This window comes from Rhizobium sp. AN73, from assembly GCF_030757975.1.
GTDB classification, from domain to species: Bacteria; Pseudomonadota; Alphaproteobacteria; order Rhizobiales; family Rhizobiaceae; genus Agrobacterium; species Agrobacterium arsenijevicii.
The window spans coordinates 1,752,999-1,770,895 of the sequence record NZ_JARWME010000001.1 but is presented as its reverse complement, the minus strand read 5'-3'; the positions used below and the strand labels follow the sequence as shown (position 1 = coordinate 1,770,895).

Annotated in this window: 14 protein-coding genes; 7 read left to right on the top strand and 7 right to left on the bottom strand. The window is 58.0% G+C overall.

All coding sequences use genetic code 11. The annotated features are described in order from the left end of the window. Positions 1-4: 4 nt before the first annotated feature. Positions 5-1,189, top strand: coding sequence for an AGE family epimerase/isomerase (locus RBH10_RS07940; protein ID WP_281037522.1), 1,185 nt, complete (start codon positions 5-7; stop codon positions 1,187-1,189). Between the two features lie 48 nt (positions 1,190-1,237). Here the strand turns inward: RBH10_RS07940 and RBH10_RS07935 are convergent, their stop codons facing one another. The 5 genes from RBH10_RS07935 to RBH10_RS07915 are packed head-to-tail and all read right to left on the bottom strand — an operon-like array spanning position 1,238 to position 6,670. After that, complete coding sequence (locus tag RBH10_RS07935; protein ID WP_045020801.1) at positions 1,238-2,203, bottom strand: glycosyl hydrolase; 966 nt, start codon at positions 2,201-2,203, stop codon at positions 1,238-1,240. A 12-nt stretch (positions 2,204-2,215) separates the two neighbouring features. Continuing rightward, the gene (locus tag RBH10_RS07930) at positions 2,216-2,719 is read right to left on the bottom strand and encodes a DUF995 domain-containing protein (RefSeq protein ID WP_281037523.1); all 504 of its coding nucleotides are present in this window, start codon (positions 2,717-2,719) and stop codon (positions 2,216-2,218) included. Positions 2,720-2,734: 15 nt separating this feature from the next. Further along, positions 2,735-4,666 (bottom strand): glycosyltransferase family 2 protein, encoded by a 1,932-nt coding sequence (locus tag RBH10_RS07925; RefSeq protein ID WP_281037524.1) that lies wholly within the window; start codon positions 4,664-4,666, stop codon positions 2,735-2,737. Beyond that, entirely contained in the window at positions 4,663-5,646 is a 984-nt protein-coding gene (gene galE, locus RBH10_RS07920) for a UDP-glucose 4-epimerase GalE (protein WP_281037525.1), read from the bottom strand. The genes RBH10_RS07925 and galE overlap by 4 nt, the downstream gene beginning before the upstream one ends. A gap of 1 nt (position 5,647) precedes the next feature. Then, positions 5,648-6,670, bottom strand: a complete 1,023-nt coding sequence (locus RBH10_RS07915) for a UDP-glucuronic acid decarboxylase family protein (RefSeq protein WP_045020809.1) — start codon at positions 6,668-6,670, stop codon at positions 5,648-5,650. 394 nt (positions 6,671-7,064) lie between these two features. Between RBH10_RS07915 and RBH10_RS07910 the strand changes: the two genes are divergently transcribed. After that, positions 7,065-7,418, top strand: a complete 354-nt coding sequence (locus tag RBH10_RS07910) for a hypothetical protein (protein WP_281037526.1) — start codon at positions 7,065-7,067, stop codon at positions 7,416-7,418. Between the two features lie 61 nt (positions 7,419-7,479). On the opposite strand, the gene RBH10_RS07905 is transcribed toward RBH10_RS07910, so the two are convergent. Next, positions 7,480-8,250: a response regulator transcription factor gene (locus tag RBH10_RS07905; protein WP_045020813.1), complete on the bottom strand. Its 771-nt coding sequence runs from the start codon at positions 8,248-8,250 to the stop codon at positions 7,480-7,482. A gap of 911 nt (positions 8,251-9,161) precedes the next feature. Between RBH10_RS07905 and RBH10_RS07900 the strand changes: the two genes are divergently transcribed. From RBH10_RS07900 to RBH10_RS07880, 5 genes are all read left to right on the top strand, one after another. Further along, positions 9,162-10,130: a fibrinogen-binding protein gene (locus RBH10_RS07900; protein WP_281037527.1), complete on the top strand. Its 969-nt coding sequence runs from the start codon at positions 9,162-9,164 to the stop codon at positions 10,128-10,130. A gap of 148 nt (positions 10,131-10,278) precedes the next feature. Then, on the top strand, positions 10,279-12,300 hold the full coding sequence (locus RBH10_RS07895) for a hypothetical protein (protein ID WP_281037528.1): 2,022 nt from the start codon (positions 10,279-10,281) through the stop codon (positions 12,298-12,300). A gap of 75 nt (positions 12,301-12,375) precedes the next feature. Continuing rightward, positions 12,376-14,598 (top strand): type I secretion system permease/ATPase, encoded by a 2,223-nt coding sequence (locus RBH10_RS07890; protein WP_281037529.1) that lies wholly within the window; start codon positions 12,376-12,378, stop codon positions 14,596-14,598. 8 nt (positions 14,599-14,606) lie between these two features. Then, the gene (locus RBH10_RS07885; RefSeq protein WP_281037530.1) at positions 14,607-15,971 is read left to right on the top strand and encodes an HlyD family type I secretion periplasmic adaptor subunit; all 1,365 of its coding nucleotides are present in this window, start codon (positions 14,607-14,609) and stop codon (positions 15,969-15,971) included. A 142-nt stretch (positions 15,972-16,113) separates the two neighbouring features. Next, positions 16,114-16,608 carry a hypothetical protein gene (locus RBH10_RS07880; protein WP_281037531.1) on the top strand — a complete coding sequence of 165 codons (495 nt, stop codon included), beginning with the start codon at positions 16,114-16,116 and terminating at the stop codon, positions 16,606-16,608. Positions 16,609-16,627: 19 nt separating this feature from the next. Here RBH10_RS07880 and RBH10_RS07875 read toward each other — a convergent pair whose 3' ends face one another. Beyond that, entirely contained in the window at positions 16,628-17,896 is a 1,269-nt protein-coding gene (locus tag RBH10_RS07875; RefSeq protein WP_281037532.1) for an O-antigen ligase, read from the bottom strand. Between the last annotated feature and the right edge of the window lies 1 nt (position 17,897).

The following is a 17,897-nucleotide window of genomic DNA, read 5'->3' as shown; positions in this document are numbered from 1 at the left end:
ACGCATGACTGTGCAATTTCCGAGTATCGCGCAGGCGCTTGCCGAAGAGATCGGGACATTACGGAAATGGCTGGACGAGGACGCCCTGCCGCTCTGGTGGGAGGCGGGTTCCGCCCGTCCGGACGGTGGCTTTTACGAACGCCTCGCTCAGGATGCGAAACCGGTTTTTTCCGATGATCGTCGCGCCCGCGTGCAGCCGCGTCAGGCCTATTGTTTTGCCGCCGCCGGTCAGCATGGCTGGCAAGGCCCGTGGAAGGATGCGCTGCTACATGGGCTGAGCTGGTTCGAAAAAGTCTATCGCCTTGACAATGGCCTCTACGGCAACCTTGCCGACCAGACCGGCAAGCTGATCGATCCGTCCTTCGATCTCTACAATCAGGCTTTCGCCCTTTTCGCCGCCGCACAGACCGCCGCGGCCCTGCCCGACCGCAAGGACGAAATGCGCGGCCGGGCGCTGGATATCCTCGCCATCCTCAAGCGCGACTACAAACATCCCGTCGCCGGCTTTGAGGAGGCAAACCCGCCGCGCATGCCGCTCTGCTCCAATCCGCACATGCATCTGTTCGAGGCGATGCTGGCCTGGGAAGTGCAGGATCCCGAGGGCCCATGGACGGCGCTGGCCGACGAGATCGCCGACCTCGCGCTTACCCGCTTCATCGACAGCGGCAATGGTGGGCTTCGTGAATTCTTCGGCCATGACTGGATGCCCTTTGAGGGCGACAAAGGTCGCATCATGGAACCGGGCCACCAGTTCGAATGGGCCTGGCTTCTGGTGCGCTGGGGCAGCCTGCGCAACAGTGACGAGGCAATCGCCAAGGCCAGGCGCCTGTTCGAGATCGGTGAGGAATATGGCATATGCCAGCGCCGCAAGGTGGCGATCATGAGCCTCTACGATGATTTTTCAGTGCATGACGGGTTGGCGCGGCTGTGGCCGCAGACGGAATGGCTGAAGGCGGCCGTGCGCCTTGCCAGCGTGAGCAGTGGCGAGGAGAGACAGCGCTACCTCGCCTCCAGCCTCAGGGCCATCGGCGCGCTGCAACCCTTCCTCGATACGCCGGTAAAGGGACTGTGGTTCGACAAGTGGCCGGCCGACCGCCCGATGCTGGACGAGCCGGCACCGGCCAGCACCTTCTACCACATCGTTTGCGCGATCTATGAGGCGGAAGCGGTGCTCGCGGTCAGCAGTTAAATGTCCGGGCGGGCGAGCGGGCCGGGCGTCCGCTCGGCCCGCTCGGCCTCAGTTCAGCCGGGCCGGACGCACGACGCGCCAGTCAGGCTTACCGAGATTGTGCGGCCAGTTATGAACGTCCTTGTCGTTGAAATAGACGACCTCTTCCAGCTTTGGAAAATCCGCCTGTTTCAGCGTTACGTCGTTCATCCATGGACGGACGTAGGAATCGCCACCTTCATAACCCAGTTCGGCGACCCAGACCGGTTTGTTGAAGGTTTCGACAAGTCCATAGCCCTTGCGCAGCAGATCGGTAAACGTCTTCGGTCCGCCATATTCGATCTTGTCATAATCCTCGAGACCGAAGACCGAGAGACCAACCAGATCCGCGTAACTGTCACCGGGGTAATAGGTGCGCAGACCATCGAGACCTTTCGGGGACCACATCACCTTGACGCCGGGGACCGCCTTGCGGGTCATGTCCACCATGCGCTTGTAGGCCGTGATATAGTCCTGCGGGTTCCAACCCGACCACGAGAAGCGGCCGGACGTGTCTTCCATTTCCTGTCCCCAACGCAGGATCAGCGGGCTTTTCATTGCCGCCATGCGTGCGGTAATCGCCTGCATGTTCTTGTCATAATCGCCTCCCAGCACCTTGCGGCGCAATTCGTCGGAGGTGAGACGCCAGTTGACGTCCCATGACCATGGCTCGACCGTGATCAGCACGTTGCGCTTACGCTCCAGGGCATAGGCGTCGGCGAGCGCAAGGCTGTCGAGATCCACGTCCTCCCAGGGCAGGAACAGATGTTCCGTCGCCACCCCGGTCTGGCCGGTGAAATCGCCGTGCGGATCGTAAGCGCCAAAGCGGATACCGTCCGCATGCAATGTCGGGCGCTTGTCGGCAAGCGTCTTCATACCCGTGGAACCCATGGTTGCGACACCCTGGGCATCCAGTTTGAACATGGGGTACATGCTGGCTGAAGCCGCGACTGCAGCCCCACTTGCGAAAAGCAGTCTTCTTCTTGTTATTTGCATGACACTTACCTCCTACCTCGTCGCAGTCATCGCCTTGTCGTAGGCGGCGATTTGCGGGGTGACATCGTCCTTGCGGACAAGTTTCAGGAATTCATCTCCGGGACGTGGCGGGTTGTGTCGGAACACGTACCATGGGCCGCCCTGCTTGCGCTGGTAGAGCACCTTGCCGATGCGACCGTGGTCGAAGCAGGTATCGGCCTTGCCGCTTCCGTTATCGGCTTTCCAGGTGGCACGCATGCACAGCGTGCCGTTGGAATCGACGGTCCAGCGGCCTTCACCGACGGACTTTTTGCCTTTTTCTTCCGTCAGGGCGATGAATTTGCGGCCATCGGCGATGAAGCGTCCGCCGCCCGTATCCCATTTCCAGGTCTTGTCGAAGTACATCTCCACGACTTCGCTGGTTCTGAGCGGTTTCGGCGTCTTCGTGCCGCCTGCGGCGTGGACGGCACTTGGCGCGATCACCGCAAGGCAGAGTACGAAAGCGGAGAATCCGCAGTTGCTTATTGTTGTTCTCATCACAGCCTCCTCCTTCTAATGTCCGACCCTATTGTCGGCCAGCATGATCTCTCCGGTTGTCACCACCGGCGACGGCACCACGACGGGCTCCGCCTGCACTTCCCGGCTCCCGGGCAGTCCTGGCACGGTGATGCGCAGTTTCAGGCGCACCGATCTCGCACCTTCCACGCCCGCACCGGCGACCGTGAACCGTGTTTCTGTAAAACTGACATAAGGTTGCCCGTGCGACAGGGCCTCCAGCCCGCCAATCGCATGGGAGCTGAGTTCCACAGCACTTCCGGCCACCAGCAGCAACGAACAGGCGGCGGCAGTCGCCCCGCCGCGCAACGCCGGCAGCCGCGGCAGGCCGTTTTCCATCGTGTGACGGATGAGAAGAAACACCGAAAGGCCCGCATAGATCGCCACATTAATCGCGGCGAAGATGAAGAAGCCCTCTGCCCCGCTCTCACGCGGCGCCAGTGCCATGGCCAGAAGGCTGAGCGCCGCCAGAACCATGTAAGGCGCGATTACCCGGAAAGGCAGCGGTGGTTTTGCCTGCGTACCCTTCGGCGTAATGCGGAAATCCACGAAATCGCCACGGATCGTATCGCGTATCGCGGCAAGCACCCCCATCAGCGACCAGGGCCAGCGCAGGAACAGGAATACCATGGCTTCCCAGCTGAAGAGCCTTGCATCATGCGGGCGGAAAACCCCCGTGGCCCGCCAGAAGAATGCGAACACGATCATGATCAGCGAAATCGGCAGGAAATGTGCCAGAAACACCGGATAGGACGCATTGACGAGGACATGACCGCTCAACAGCGCGACGGCGGGCAGTACGAACATCAGCGCCATGAAGCCGGAAAACAGCGGATACCACAGCTGCGAAAACAGGAACTGGAACTTCAGCCGCAGGGGCAGTTTCGGCACGTAATGCCTCGAATATTGCAGCAGAATGGTCATCAGGCTACGCGACCACTGGAATTCCTGCACGATGAGATCGGCAAAGGTCACCGGCCCGTCACCGTGGGCAATGGCGTTGACGGCATGGACGCCGCGCCAGCCACCGGCATTCATCAAAAGCGTGGTGGAATGGTCCTCGGCAAGCTCCGGTCCAAGGCCGCCCACCTGACGCAGCGCTTTGGTGCGCACGGCGTAATGCGAGCCGATGCAAAGCGGCGCCCAGCCATTGTTATAGCCCAGCTGCAGCGCGCCATGCAGGCTCGCCTCGGCATAAAGCCTGCCGCGCGCGGCCCAGCTTTCCTCGGCATTGGCGTCGCATATGCTCGGCGCGGAGACATACCCGATCGCCGGATCGGCAAAGGGACGAATGATCTCGCTCAGATATTCCGGTTCCGGCACATGATCCGCATCGAACTGGGCGACGAAATCATAACGCTCGTAACCGTAGTGATCGTAGAAATAAGCGAGATTGCCTTCCTTGCAACGGGTGCGGCGTGGCCATGTCTTGCGGTGATAATCAGCGACACCTTTTCGGGTCGAAACGAAAACACCATGCGCACCGCACCATTTCAGCGTTTGCGCATCCGGATCTTCATCCGCAAGCCAGACATCGAATTCCAGACCCTTCTGTTCGAGCATGGCGAGCAACGTCTTCTGCACCACGGCGAAAGGCTCCGAAGGCGCCTTGGTGACGACCATCGCCACCCGGCCCTGCGGCAATGGAGAACGCCGGTCTACGACCTTCGCGTTGAGGAAAATGAAGATGAAATAGGACGGCAGAAGCGTGATCCATGCGAGCGTCAGGGTGACGACGGTATAATAGGGCCAGTCGATGATGCGGTCGCGGTCAAGCCACCAGACCCAGAAATAGGCAAGTGTCACCAGCCAGCCGCCGATGCCGAGACGATAGGCCATGCGGTTCCAGCCGCTGAAAATCGGCAGCATCCGCAATTCGCCTGCGACAGCACGCGATGATGTGACGGAAGGAGTAGAGCGCGTCCTCATGACAGCACCTCCAGCCCGAAGCCGGGACCGGCCGTGCGAATGATGGTATCGATATCGGAGCGCTTCGGCGCAAAGCCGAGGGTCTCCCTTGCTCTTTCTATATCGGCGAACAGGGCTGGCGGATCGCCGGCGCGTCTTGCGCCGAAATGCACCGGCACCTCCTGCCCCGTTACCCGGTGGATCGCCCGGATGATATCGCCAACCGATGTGCCGTGGCCGGAGCCAAGATTGACGCGCAACGTCTCGCCGCCATCGGCAAGATAGTTGACGGCGGCTACATGGGCGTCGGCCAGATCGCTGACATGAATGTAGTCGCGAATGCAGGTGCCATCGCTGGTGTCATAATCCGCACCGAACACATCGAGTTGCGGCAACCTTGCGGCAGCGGCCATCAGCGCCCGGGGGATCAGATGGGTCTCCGGCTCGTGGCGTTCGTACAGCTCTCCATCCGGATCCGCACCCGCCGCATTGAAATAGCGCAGCGCGACGAAACGCAGGCCATAGGCAGCGGCATAGTCGTCGAGCGCCATTTCGAAAATCAGCTTCGTGCGCCCGTAAGGATTGACCGGCATCTGCGCCGTTTCCTCACGGATCGGCAACTGCGGCGGCACGCCATAGGTGGCGCAGCTGGAGGAAAACACCAGCCCGCCGATATTCTGGTCGAGACAGGCATCCAGCAGCGCCAGGCTGCCGCCGACATTGTTGCGGTAATATTTGCGCGGGTCCTCGACGGATTCGCCGACATAGGCATTGGCAGCGCAATGGATGACGAAGGCCGGCGAGAACTCCTTGAGCGTGGCTTTCAAAAGGCCACGATCAAGAATGTCGCCCTCGATGAAAGGTCCCCAGCGAACCGAATCCGCGTGACCCGTCGAGAGATTATCGTAAGCAATGGGCTTGAAGCCGGAATGCGCCAGCGCCTTGCAGATGTGGCTGCCTATGAATCCGGCCCCGCCCGTGACGAGGATTGTACGGGCCATCTCATACGGCCTCCGCGACCTTCTTGCCGGCCAGCAGCGCATCGAAATAGGCGATGGTTCTTTCCAGGCCGATTTCGAGCGGTACGCGCGGTTGCCATCTAAGCAGTTCCTTCGCCCGCGAAATATCTGGACGGCGCTGCTGCGGATCGTCGATTGCAGCGGGCAGATGCACGATGCGCGAACTGGAATTCGTCATGCGGATGACGATATCGGCCAGCTGCCGCACCGGAATTTCGCTCGGATTGCCGAGATTGATCGGCCCCGTGCAATCCTTCGGCTTGGCCGAAAAACGCAGGAAACCATCGATCAGGTCATCGACATAGCAGAAGGAACGCGTCTGGCTGCCATCGCCATAAATGGTGATGTCTGCGCCCTTCAGCGCCTGCACGATGAAGTTGGAAACCACACGTCCATCATCCGGGCGCATGCGCGGCCCATAGGTGTTGAAGATGCGCCCCACCTTGATATCGACGCCGTAGCAGCGATTATAATCAAAAAACAGCGTTTCAGCGCTGCGTTTGCCTTCATCGTAGCAAGCTCGCGGCCCGATTGTATTTACATTGCCGAAATAGCTTTCCGGCTGCGGATTGACGAGCGGGTCGCCATAAACTTCCGAAGTCGAGGATTGCACCACGGTTGCACCGCATCTGCGGGCAACTTCCAGCACATTGACCGCACCGAGCACATTGGTGAGCAGGGTGCCGACGGGATCGCGCTGATAGTCCGGCGGCGAGGCCGGCGAAGCGAAGTTGAAGATCAGCGAGACGTCGATGTCATAGGGCTTGCGGACATCATGCTCGACCAGCAGAAATCGCTTATTGTCGCGCAAATGCTCGACATTTGCGGTCCGTCCGGTCGAAAGATCGTCGAGACAGATCACCTCGTGACCGCTGCTGAGCAGGCGTTCGCAAAGATGGGAACCGAGGAACCCGGCTCCGCCATTGACAAGAACACGTTGACCTGGCCGCCATTCGGAATAGATCGTGGCGCCGTTATCATGGTCGTTGGGAACGAAATTACGCATTACACACTCCTCCCCATGAAGAACCAGCCCGGCTGATTCGACTTGAACTAGATCAAACTCCCGATTGTGAGATAACTTTAATATCATCCTCCGGTTTTTATTTCTTCTGGAGGTTTTAATATTGAGATTCGATATATTTCAACCTTTATGATAGGCGCATCAACAAACAGGTCAACTTGATTTTATCGAAATATTACAATTGATTACCCTAAATTACTCAAAATAACCCTTTTATTTAATACTTTTTAACTATGCCTCCATTATGCCTTTCTTATTGAGCATTAGCGCAAGCTTCGCTCAACCAGTCGGGACTATTCTGGTTTTGTAAGGCTCGGTCCACCGGGGCAAAACCACCCGGCGAGATACGACAGCTAGTCGATTTCAGGGGACACACATGATGAATGACATGCCTTATTCCCATGGCGGCAAACTAGCCCGCCACTGTCGCTTTGCACTTATTGCCACAGCACTTGCGACGTTCACCTTCGCGACGGTTTCATGTTCCGTTGCCGAAGACGTCGTTTTGATCAAGACCGCATCCGCAAAGACGGAAACGATCAAGAGCCGTGTTGCTCCAGCCAAGGCGGCCTACGGTTACGAAAAGACAGGCAACGCGGCTGTCACGCTTGTTGCCGATGCCTCCGACACGCCCGCGATATCGCCGCGGCACTCTTATTCCGGTTCTTCTCCCTATATCTGCTCGCCGAGCGGATTTGGTCAGAAGTCCCGTTGCTTCCTGAGGCCCTGAGCCTCCGGGAGAAACCCTTAGCGAAAACTGGCGCCCGGGCGGCCTTGGCCTTGCCCGAGGCTCAGTTTTTCCAGCCTGAGAAGGCCGCGTCGTCGTCCTTGTGGAAGAAGCGCGATGCCGCCTCTGTTCGGTTGCGCACGTTCATCTTCTTGTAGATGTTGCGAACGTGTACCTTCACGGTATTCTCAGACAGATGAAGCCGGTCGGCGATGATCTTGTTTTGCGTACCCTTGCAAAGCAGATCAAGGATTTGCACCTCGCGCGTCGTCAACGTCGCTATTTCGCTCCTGCTGACGGCAAGGGCATCGGCGCGATTGGCGATCACAGCGTCGCTTTGAACGCTCTTGCCATTGACGGCCTGGGAATAAGGGGTGAGCTTGCCGAGCAGAGCGGCCGGAAAATGCTCTCCGCCCTTCATGAGCAGGTCCACCGCCGCCATGAAGACGTCGAGCCGCAGATTAAGCGGCAACACACCATCGATGACACGCATCCCCACCAGCTGCTTTAACGGCTCCTCGAACTTGTCGATAGTTTCGACGACGAGTGCGATCGCCGCGTCCGGGTGTTTTTCGCGGACTGCCGAAAGAACGTCATGAAGACGCTCGCCCGACATGCGGTATGGCAACACTAAGCGGACATTGGCGCCATAATCATCGTCGATCTTTGCCGACGACATCACACTCACCACAGCAAATGTAGGGAACTTTTTGCCCAACGCCTCCACGAGGCACTCGGAAAACAGATCCGGATCCGCTATGATCAATAAAGTTCCATTTATAGGAGCAACGGCACCACTCTGTTTTGCCGCATAATCTGAAGTTCCCATGAACATTGACGCCTCCCTAAAGCGCTTACGCATTACATTCTTTCGGTTGTGCAGTCTGTCATTCGCCGGGGTACCCCTGAAAACATACGGGGCAAATCCCGCTTCAAGCCATGTCAACTATCATTAATTACCCGTTAATTTAGGAGGCTAATACGAAAAGCTGTGTAAATAAATGGCCCAAACGGGTTATTTCTTGCAATTGACGTACAAAATTGGTTACGCCGGTAATGAATCGTTCCACCCGGAACCGGTGTAAAAACAAACACATCGGAAAAGCTTTCGCTGCGGTTTTGCAATCCGGGAAAATATAACTTTTAGTTGATATCCCTTTACATACCTGCCCGGCGAACGAACTCCGTGGACGTGCCAATTCGGGATAGCGGTCATTTCCCACCGCAATAAACCATGTTTTTCAAAAAATCCGTTTTCCCTGCCGAAACTACTGTTTTTTGTGCCTGAACCGGCGAAAGAACCCCGTCCGATCACCCTCCGGCATATATATTCGGGGTGAAGGCGCCAAAATGCCTAGCCCGAATTGATATCTAGGAAGCTCCATTTTTCTGCGGCACAGTCTGCCCGTCGCTGGAAACGGTGACCGATGGAAAGACAACCCCGGCCTTTGACGTGTGTTTGCAAACGCCGGCCCCTTTTCAAGACATAACGAAAACAAAAAAGACGAAGCCACCGCGCTCCCCACCGGAGCGAGGAACGGATTTGTGCGCCTTAATACCGAGTAGCGCACAAGGGCTGAACGAAAAGAGCCCGGTCACGGGCCGATGCCAAACCGCAGATGAAACGTACCGAGTGCATCTGCAGAACATCAATCTTTGTGCAACGCGGAGCAAGCGCGAAAAAATCCCGTTTTAGATGAGAGGGATTTCGAAAGCTGCTCCGAGCTTTTTTCGGAGGAAATCGAAATGGGTTATAATCCAAAGTCCGGCGACGATATTACGAAAATCGGCGCGCTTTCCGATGGTTTTGCCAACACGGCGACCAATGACGCCAAGGTGGAAGACAGCAACGTCGGCACTGCAAACGGTGAAAACCGCAACAACGACTACAGTGACAACAGCACGGACAACAGCTCCAAGGTGGATGTCGACGCAAAGATCGACGTTGCCGTCGGCAATGGTGACAATCGCGACAACGACTATGACTGGAACTATAGCGCCAAGTCATACAGCGACAACGACACCACGACGAAGACCACCACCATCAACGACAATGACAGCGACTACGACTGGAGCTACAGCAGCAAGTCGTACAGCGACAACGACACGAACGTGAAGACGATCACGGATACGGACAACAAGTCGTTCTCCTATTCCGACAACGACACCACCACAACAACGACAACCACGACGACTTCCGACAGCTTTAATTCCGCTGACAGTTTCTACAAGTCGGATGACGACTTCGGCAACATCACCGGCGTCAAGGATGTCGGCAATCTCGGCATCGCCGGCGGAGACCTCACCTTCAACCTGGGTGACGACTTCTCCTTTACACTCGACGTCGACAACATCCTCAACGGCTCGCTGAACGGCGAAGGCAACGACTCCGCTTTCAGCCTTGTGCAGGCCAACCACCTGGCGGATCAGGACAGCGCCTACAATGTTCAGATGAACAACGGCGGTGCCGAAAACCACCTGAGCGCCAATGCCGGCGACGCCTTTGGCGCAGAAGGCATGGACGGCAAGGGGTGGGACCTCAAGGCCGGCGACGACGCTGCGGGTACCAGCACTGCGGATGCATCGGCAATCCTTGCAAATTCCGGCTTCCATCTGGAACTGGTACAGGGTGCCAACATGCTCTCCAATGCCGTTGACGCCACGATCACAGGCGGCAACTCGCATGTTTCGGACGTTGGTGAAGATCACTCCTGATAATCATGTCTCTACGAAAAGAGCTGCACCGGCACCCGCCGGTGCAGTTCGCGGTTAAAAGACCCGGTTTGGCGAAATGAAGCACCGCCTATGAGATGTGTGCCCGCCACTTCAAGGTCCTGCCGCGATGATCAGGGAGGGACCTGCAATGCATATCGACAGAATTTCAGACATGATCGCGCATTTCATCGGCCTGTTCGACACGGTGATCGAGGACGCGCGCCTGAGAACCAACTATACCGAAGGCGTTGCACAATCTGATCCAGACCGGTTGCCGGATGATGAAGCAGCAAGGCTGCTCGACAAGAACTACGACGTGCCACTTGAGGATTACGATCCCGGCGTCAAATACCGCGCCGGCTATTACGACTTCGACTATCTTCGTCCGCATTTTGCCCGCGCTGTCGAATACGACATGCAGCAGTTGGCAAAAGCCATTCCCATCGATATTTCAGCTACAAATTTCCGCTTCCCGGGCCGTCTTTCCTTTGAGGAAGAACGCGAACTGGTGGTGCACACCGGCCCCGGCTCCGTCATCGCCCACGTCGCGCAGATCAATATTCTTCAGGATGACGACTATCTGAACATGACGGACGGCCCTTATGTGGCGCGCGACACCGGTTTCGTGACCCAGCGCACCGTCGAGTTATACAACGAAGCGGCCGTCTTCACGCCCTTTTCCGTTTTCCACCGCACGGATAGCTATGACGGATTGCAGGCGCTGGCCAAAACCGTGCATGACTATATCGATCATGCCCGCGAAAACGATGTGACATCGCTCGGCACCGGCGCGGATCAGGATTTCGTTCTCGCCAGCCACGACATCGACGGCCTCTATATCAATGGCTCGATAGCCTACGAAAAGCCGACGCTCGATGATCAAATGCCGGATCGCGGTTTTGCCAAACCGCAGGAAGCGCCCGAAAAGAGCGATGTTCCGCTGCACGAGGACGATCCTGCCGGCAACAGTCTCGATATTGCCGCTGGCGCCAATATCGTCGCCAACATCGCCACGCTGATCAATACCGGCGTCATGACCTCTGTCACCGCCGTCATGGGCGATTATCATCAGATCGACGCAATCACCCAAGCCTATGTCTATAGCGACCGGGACAAAATAGACTCGGTTTTCACGCAGTCTGAAGACCATGCGGCGACTGCCGCGTACAATATTGCGAACTTCGTACGCAGCGTCTATCCGGGTGCGGAAAACGCTGCCGATAGCAGCCACGATAATGGCGAACCGCCGATATTTCCCACGGCCTGGCGTGTCAGCGTGCTCGAAGGAGACGTATCGTTCGTCCACTGGATCGAGCAATACCAGTTCATCAGCGACAACGACACACTGACGATCACCTCTTCGGGTGCCAGCGTCAACCTGCTGACGGGAGGCAACGCCGCCCTCAACATCGCCAATTTCCTCGGCATCGGCATGCAATACGATCTGATCATCGTCGGCGGCAACGTGCTGGACATGAACGTCATCAGCCAGATCGCCGTGCTTTACGACAATGACTGGATCCGCGCCCATCCCGATGCGCCTGAGGGCGCCACCGTCCAGTCCGGCAACAACCTGTTGTGGAACGACGCCAGCATTCACAATGTTGGCAGCAACGAGCGTTTCGAAACCATGCCGGACTATATGCATCAGACGGTGAACGCGATTAACGAGCGCGACCCCAACATGCCGGATGGGCTTGCCCATGATGCCAATTTCGCCGGCTACCAAGGGCTGAACGTCCTTTACATCACCGGCAATCTTTATGACGTCAGCATCATCAAACAGGTGGGCGTGCTGGGCGATTCCGACGCTGTGACGCAAGCCGCATCCAAGGTTCTCGAAAACAACGAAAACGCCACCGTCCATATCGACACCGGCAGCAACGCCGTCGTCAATCTCGCACAGATCATCGATTACGACAGCTTCGGCTCGACGACCTACGTCGCCGGCGGGGTTTATTCCGATGCCATACTGATACAGGGCGGCATCATCGAAAACGATGCATTGCAACCGACGCAGCACGGCCAGCTGGCCAACGAAGTCATCGCCTTTCTTCACGACGATCCCGCCACCATCCAGAATGAAGCCGATGGTGTCATCAATGCCGGTCACGACATGTCGTGGTCGAATGCCCATTCATCCGACGTCATGCAGGGGGTCACTGCATAGGTTTGACAGGCCGGGGAGAGCCGCCCGCCACCAAGCCGCAGACACCGCAAGATCACCGAGGGGATAAATAAAAAAATGGACCATATTTCAAGAAAAACCATTGCCGTCGGGCGCTCGCTGGACTTGCCGCTGGATCAGGATGCAGAAGACAGCAAACTGACGGATGCCTGCATTTCGGCCATCAACGAAGCCGTCGAAAATCTGCGCCATCTATCTGGCGCGGAACAGACGGCGAAAGTGACCCCGCCCACCCCTGAGATCACACCGCCGCCGCCCCTTACGCAACCGTCCCCAAAGACCGGACAACCAGCCCAATTTCGGGACGTTCCGCAGGAAAGGCCCCTGCCGCAACAGGACCGGCAACCCGTTTCCCCGCCGGCGCCGCAGGCCAAGGTGGACAATACCGAGCTGAAAAACGCACCCGACCTGCCTTTCGTCAAAACGATTGACAACAATGACGGACCGATCCGCGAAAACGAGCGCCGACCGGTGACGGGCGGCGGTGGCAAGGAGCCGACGGACAATGGCGGTGGAGGCGGTGGTGGCGGCGGCGGTGGAAGCCAGAGCGGTTTCCACAAGCGCAGCGAGCCGATCAATTTCGCCGCAAGCCTTACCAAGGGCATAGCTGCCGTACGCCGCAACATGGTGGTGGTGATGCTGTTCACCGTCGCCATCAATGTGCTGCTGCTCGCCATTCCGCTTTATCTGTTCCAGATTTCGGACCGGGTGCTGACCAGCCGCTCGATGGATACGCTTGTCATGCTGACGGTTGCCGTCCTCGGCGCGGTTCTGCTGCAGGCTTTCATGGACGCCATCCGGCGTTTCATTCTGATGCGCACCGCCGTCGAACTTGAGGTGCAGCTTGGCGCGCCAATCCTTTCCGCCGCCGCCCGTGCTTCCCTGCATGGCAGCGGCAAGGACTACCAGATCCTGCAGGACCTGCAGCAGCTGCGCGCCTTCATCACTTCCGGCACCCTGATCGCCTTTCTCGATGCACCGCTGATGCCGCTTTTCATCGTGGTGGTCTATCTCGTCCATCCACATCTTGGCATCATCATCATGGTCTGCTGCGCAGTGCTGTTCATAATCGCCTGGCTCAACCAGCGTTTCACCGCCAGACAGTTTTCCGAAGCTTCCGGTTATCTGAGCCGCGCCAATTTCCATCTCGATTCCATGTCGCGCAATTCGCAGATCATCAATGCACTCGCGATGATCCCCGAAGCGGTGAAGATGTGGGGCCGCGAAACAGCCGGATCGCTGAAAGCGCATGTGGAAGCGCAGGATCGCAACATCATGTTCTCCGGCGTCTCCAAGGCTGCCCGCATGATTACCCAGGTGGCATTGCTGGGCTGGGGGGCGCATCTGTCGCTTTCCGGTGAACTGACGGGCGGTATGGTGATTGCGGCCTCCATCATTTCAGGCCGCGCGCTGGCGCCCATCGAAGGGGCGATCGAGGGCTGGCACCAGTTCAACAAATCCGCCGCCGCCTACGGCCGCATCAAGCAGCTTCTCATCAACTCGCCGCTGAACTTCCCGCGCCTGCGCCTGCCCAATCCGGAAGGTCGTCTGGATGTGGAGCGCATCCTCTTCGTGCCGCCGCCGCAGAAAAAGGTGATCTTGAACGGCATTTCCTTTTCGCTGAAAAAGGGTGAATCGCTCGCCATCATCGGCAATTCCGGCTCCGGCAAGACGACGCTCGGCAAGATGCTGGTCGGCTCCATCCTGCCCACATCAGGCAATGTACGTCTCGACCTCATGGACCTGCGCAACTGGGACCAGCGGCAATTCGGCGAAAGCATCGGTTACCTGCCGCAGGACGTGCAGCTGTTCCCCGGCACCATCAAGGCCAATATCTGTCGCATGCGCGACGATATCGAGGACCGGCAGATCTACGAGGCGGCCGTACTTGCCGACGTGCACGAGCTGATCGCCGGTTTCCCGCAGGGCTACGAAACCGTAGTCGCGGCCGATGGCGCGCCGCTTTCCGGCGGCCAGAAACAGCGCATCGCGCTTGCCCGCGCCTTCTTTGGCGATCCCAAATTCGTGGTTCTGGACGAGCCCAACTCCAACCTCGACACGCAGGGCGAACAGGCGCTGGCAAAGGCCATTCTGCACGCCAAGAAACAGGGCATCACCACCGTCACCATTACCCAGCGACCGGCACTTCTTCAGTGCGTCGACAAGATCATGGTGCTGAAGGACGGATCGGTCGCCATGTTCGGTGAACGCATGGACGTGCTGAAGGCCATTTCCGGTAATGCCCGGCCAAGTGGCCAGTCCCCGCAGATCGAGGGTTGAGGATCGTCATGTTCAGGAAAAAAACCGCCACCGCCGTCGCAGAGGTAAAAGCTGAGGGCCAGCTTGAATGGTACAGCGAAGTGCCGCGTTCCATTCGCCTGCATAGCTCCATCGGCCTTGCCGTGTTGCTCGCCTCCTTCGGCGGGTTCGGGTACTGGGCAGGCACGGCGCCACTCTCCTCCGCCATCATCGCCCAGGGCAGCTTCGTCGCCACCGGCAACAACAAGATCGTCCAGCATCTGGAAGGCGGCATCATCAAGGAAATGATGGTCAGCGAAGGCGATACCGTCAAGGAAGGCGATGTGCTGTTGACGCTCGACAAGACGACGGCGCTCGCCAACGAGCGCATGTTGCAGCTAAGGCGGCTCCGCCTCGAAACCATCGTCACGCGCCTGCGTGCCGAGGCGCAGGGCGAAAAGAGCTTCAAGGTGCCTGATATCGTCATGAAGGAAGCCAGTGATCCGGACATCAAATCCATCATCCAGAGCCAGAACATCGTCTTCCACAGCAAGATCGTCAAACTCGACGAGCAGCTTAATCTTATCGAAAAGAACATCAGGTCCTTGGAATTCCGCTACACAGGCTATGACGGGCAGAAACAGTCCTTCGACCGGCAACTGGCGCTTTTGACGCAGGAGCGCGACTCCAAGGCGAGGCTCGCCAAGGACGGCGTCATCCGCAAGACCGACATGCTGGCGCTGGAGCGCGCCATCGCCGATGCCATGGGCGATATCGCCCGTCTGACCGGCGAAATGAACCAGAGCGAGGCGGAAATCGCCAAGTTCAAACAGGAAGCGGTCATCGCCATCAACGCCAACAAGCAGGCCGCACTTGACGCGCTCGAAACCGCCGAAGCCGATCTCGACAGCGTGCGCGAACAGGTGCGCGGTGCCGCCGAAGTGCTGGAACGCACTGTCATCCGCTCCCCCGTCAACGGCACCGTGGTGCGCGCCTATTATCATACGCCGGGCGGCGTCATCACCACCGGCAAACCGATCATGGAAATCCTGCCCGCCCATGTTCCCCTGATCCTGGAGGCACAGGTTCTCAGAACCTCCATCGACCAGCTGCATGAGGGCCAGACCGCTGCAATCCGCCTTTCGGCCCTGAACCGCCGCACCACCCCGGTTTTGAACGGCAAGGTCTTTTACGTCTCCGCCGACAGCATCGAGGAAAATGCCGGCCTGCAGGTCAAGGACGTCTATATCGTGCGCGTGCAGGTTTCCGACGAGGAGATCGCAAAGGTGCATAATTTCCACCCTGTGCCCGGTATGCCGGCAGACGTTCTGATCCAGACTTCGGAGCGAACCTTTTTCGAATATCTGACCAAGCCAATCTCCGACAGCATGTCCCGCGCCTTCAAGGAGAGATAAAAAAATAAAGCAATTCCAGTAAAAGTGCGTAGCGGTTCTACGCCCGGAAAATGCGGAAAACAAAGAGACAGGGCCTACACTGTCAATCCCGTGCAGGCCGGCATAGAATGCCAGTATATTTCTGGTGGGGCGGGAGAGCAGCATGGCGGCGATGTCGGATGTATTGCTGATGGTCGGCAGGCTGAATTACGTGTGGACCAACACCGAAAGCCTGATGATCTATCTGATCGTCCATCTCCTGAAAGTGGAGAAGGAGGCGGCCATCATCGTCTTCCTGACGCTCAACACCACGCGGGCCCGCATGGACCTCATCGAGCGTCTTGCAAAACTTCCTTCCACCCCGGCGTCGGACCGCAAGACCATTCTCTCCATCATGGCGCGGCTGAAGAAAGAAGCGAAGACGCGCAACAAATACAATCATTGCATCTACTCCTTCGACGAGAAGGGCGAAATCGCCAGCACCCAGCTGATGCGGCTCGTGGAAGATGACAGCCAGGTGCGTTACGGCAAGGTCGAACGCATGGACGAAAAAGAAATCGAACATCTCGAAAAATCGATCGCGGACATCGTCGAGGTCAGCAAGGACATGTGGAGCTTCATCCACGCCAGCCCGCATGTTTCAGCGGATTACCTCTAGGATCGGGCGGAGCGAACGCTCAGGCTCTCGTCTGCAACCGCACGCCAATCGCGGGATGAGTTTCGCTATTCTGCGTGGCTTTCGCCGGAAGGCAGAGTTTCCCAGCGGCGAAATACAGCAGGAACGAACCGATCTGGAAGGGGAAGATAATATCGATCTCCACAAAGGAGCGAACGACGAACAGCGCGCAGATGGCGAAGAGAATGACGCCCTGCGGATCGCTATCGCGCATCAGCACCGAGCGCAGGTGACCGAGCAGCGTTCCGTAAAGCACCGTGCCGAGCAGAACCATGCCAACAATGCCATTCTCCACCACCGTCTCGATATAGGTATTGTGAAAATGGAAGCCGCTGCGTCCGGTGATGAAGAAGTCGTTCCACAGGCGCTCGGCATCGGCAAAACCCACCACCCAGAAGCCCTGATAACCGACGCCGAGGATCGGCGTCTGTTTTGCCGCTTCAATGCCCTGCTGCCAGAGATAGGTACGGCCGGTCAGCGTCGAATCCTTGCCGAAAAGGCCGAGAATGGCGTCGAGCAGGCCGAATTGCAGGGAAGCGACCACCAGCAACACACCAAGACCGCCGAGCGCGAAAAATGTCATCTTGCGGTTGGCCGGTGAAAGCATGCCGATCGGGATGAAACCGATGATGAGGGCAACGACCGCCGCCGTGGTAATGGTGGATGTGGCCGATTGCGACGCGATGAGGCTATAGGCCGATAAAAGCCCGGTGACACCCACGACAGGCAGCCAGATACCCCTTTGCTTGAGGATCAGCACGGAGGAGACGGCGAAAATGACGCCAAGCGAGGCGTAGAAGCCAAGCTGGTTCTTCGATGAGAAAGCGCCGACGAAACTGTAGGTGCCATCAAGCGCGTCGAAAAGGTGGACACCGAACAGCAGCGAGTAGAGCAGGATGACGGTGATGCCGATCAACGCGCCACGCGTCAGCGTGCGGATGGAGATCACCCGCATGGCGATGAGCGCGCAGACGATATGCGTCATATACTGGATGGAGGCGCGCATGGTCACCGACGCTGCCTCCGACCAGAAGCTCGACAGTACGGTCAGGATGCCGAAGGCGAATATCCATAGATAGCGCGGATAGTTGCCCAGCACGCGCCGGTAGTTGACCACCACCAGCGGCAGCCACATGCCATAATAGGCCAGAACCGAGATTTGTCCGAAACGCGACGAGTAGGCGAAAACGAAGAATGACAGCGCAATCGCCGCCATTCCGTAGACTTCATTGCGTTCGGGATCGATCAGCGCCGATTTGGCGATCCGCATG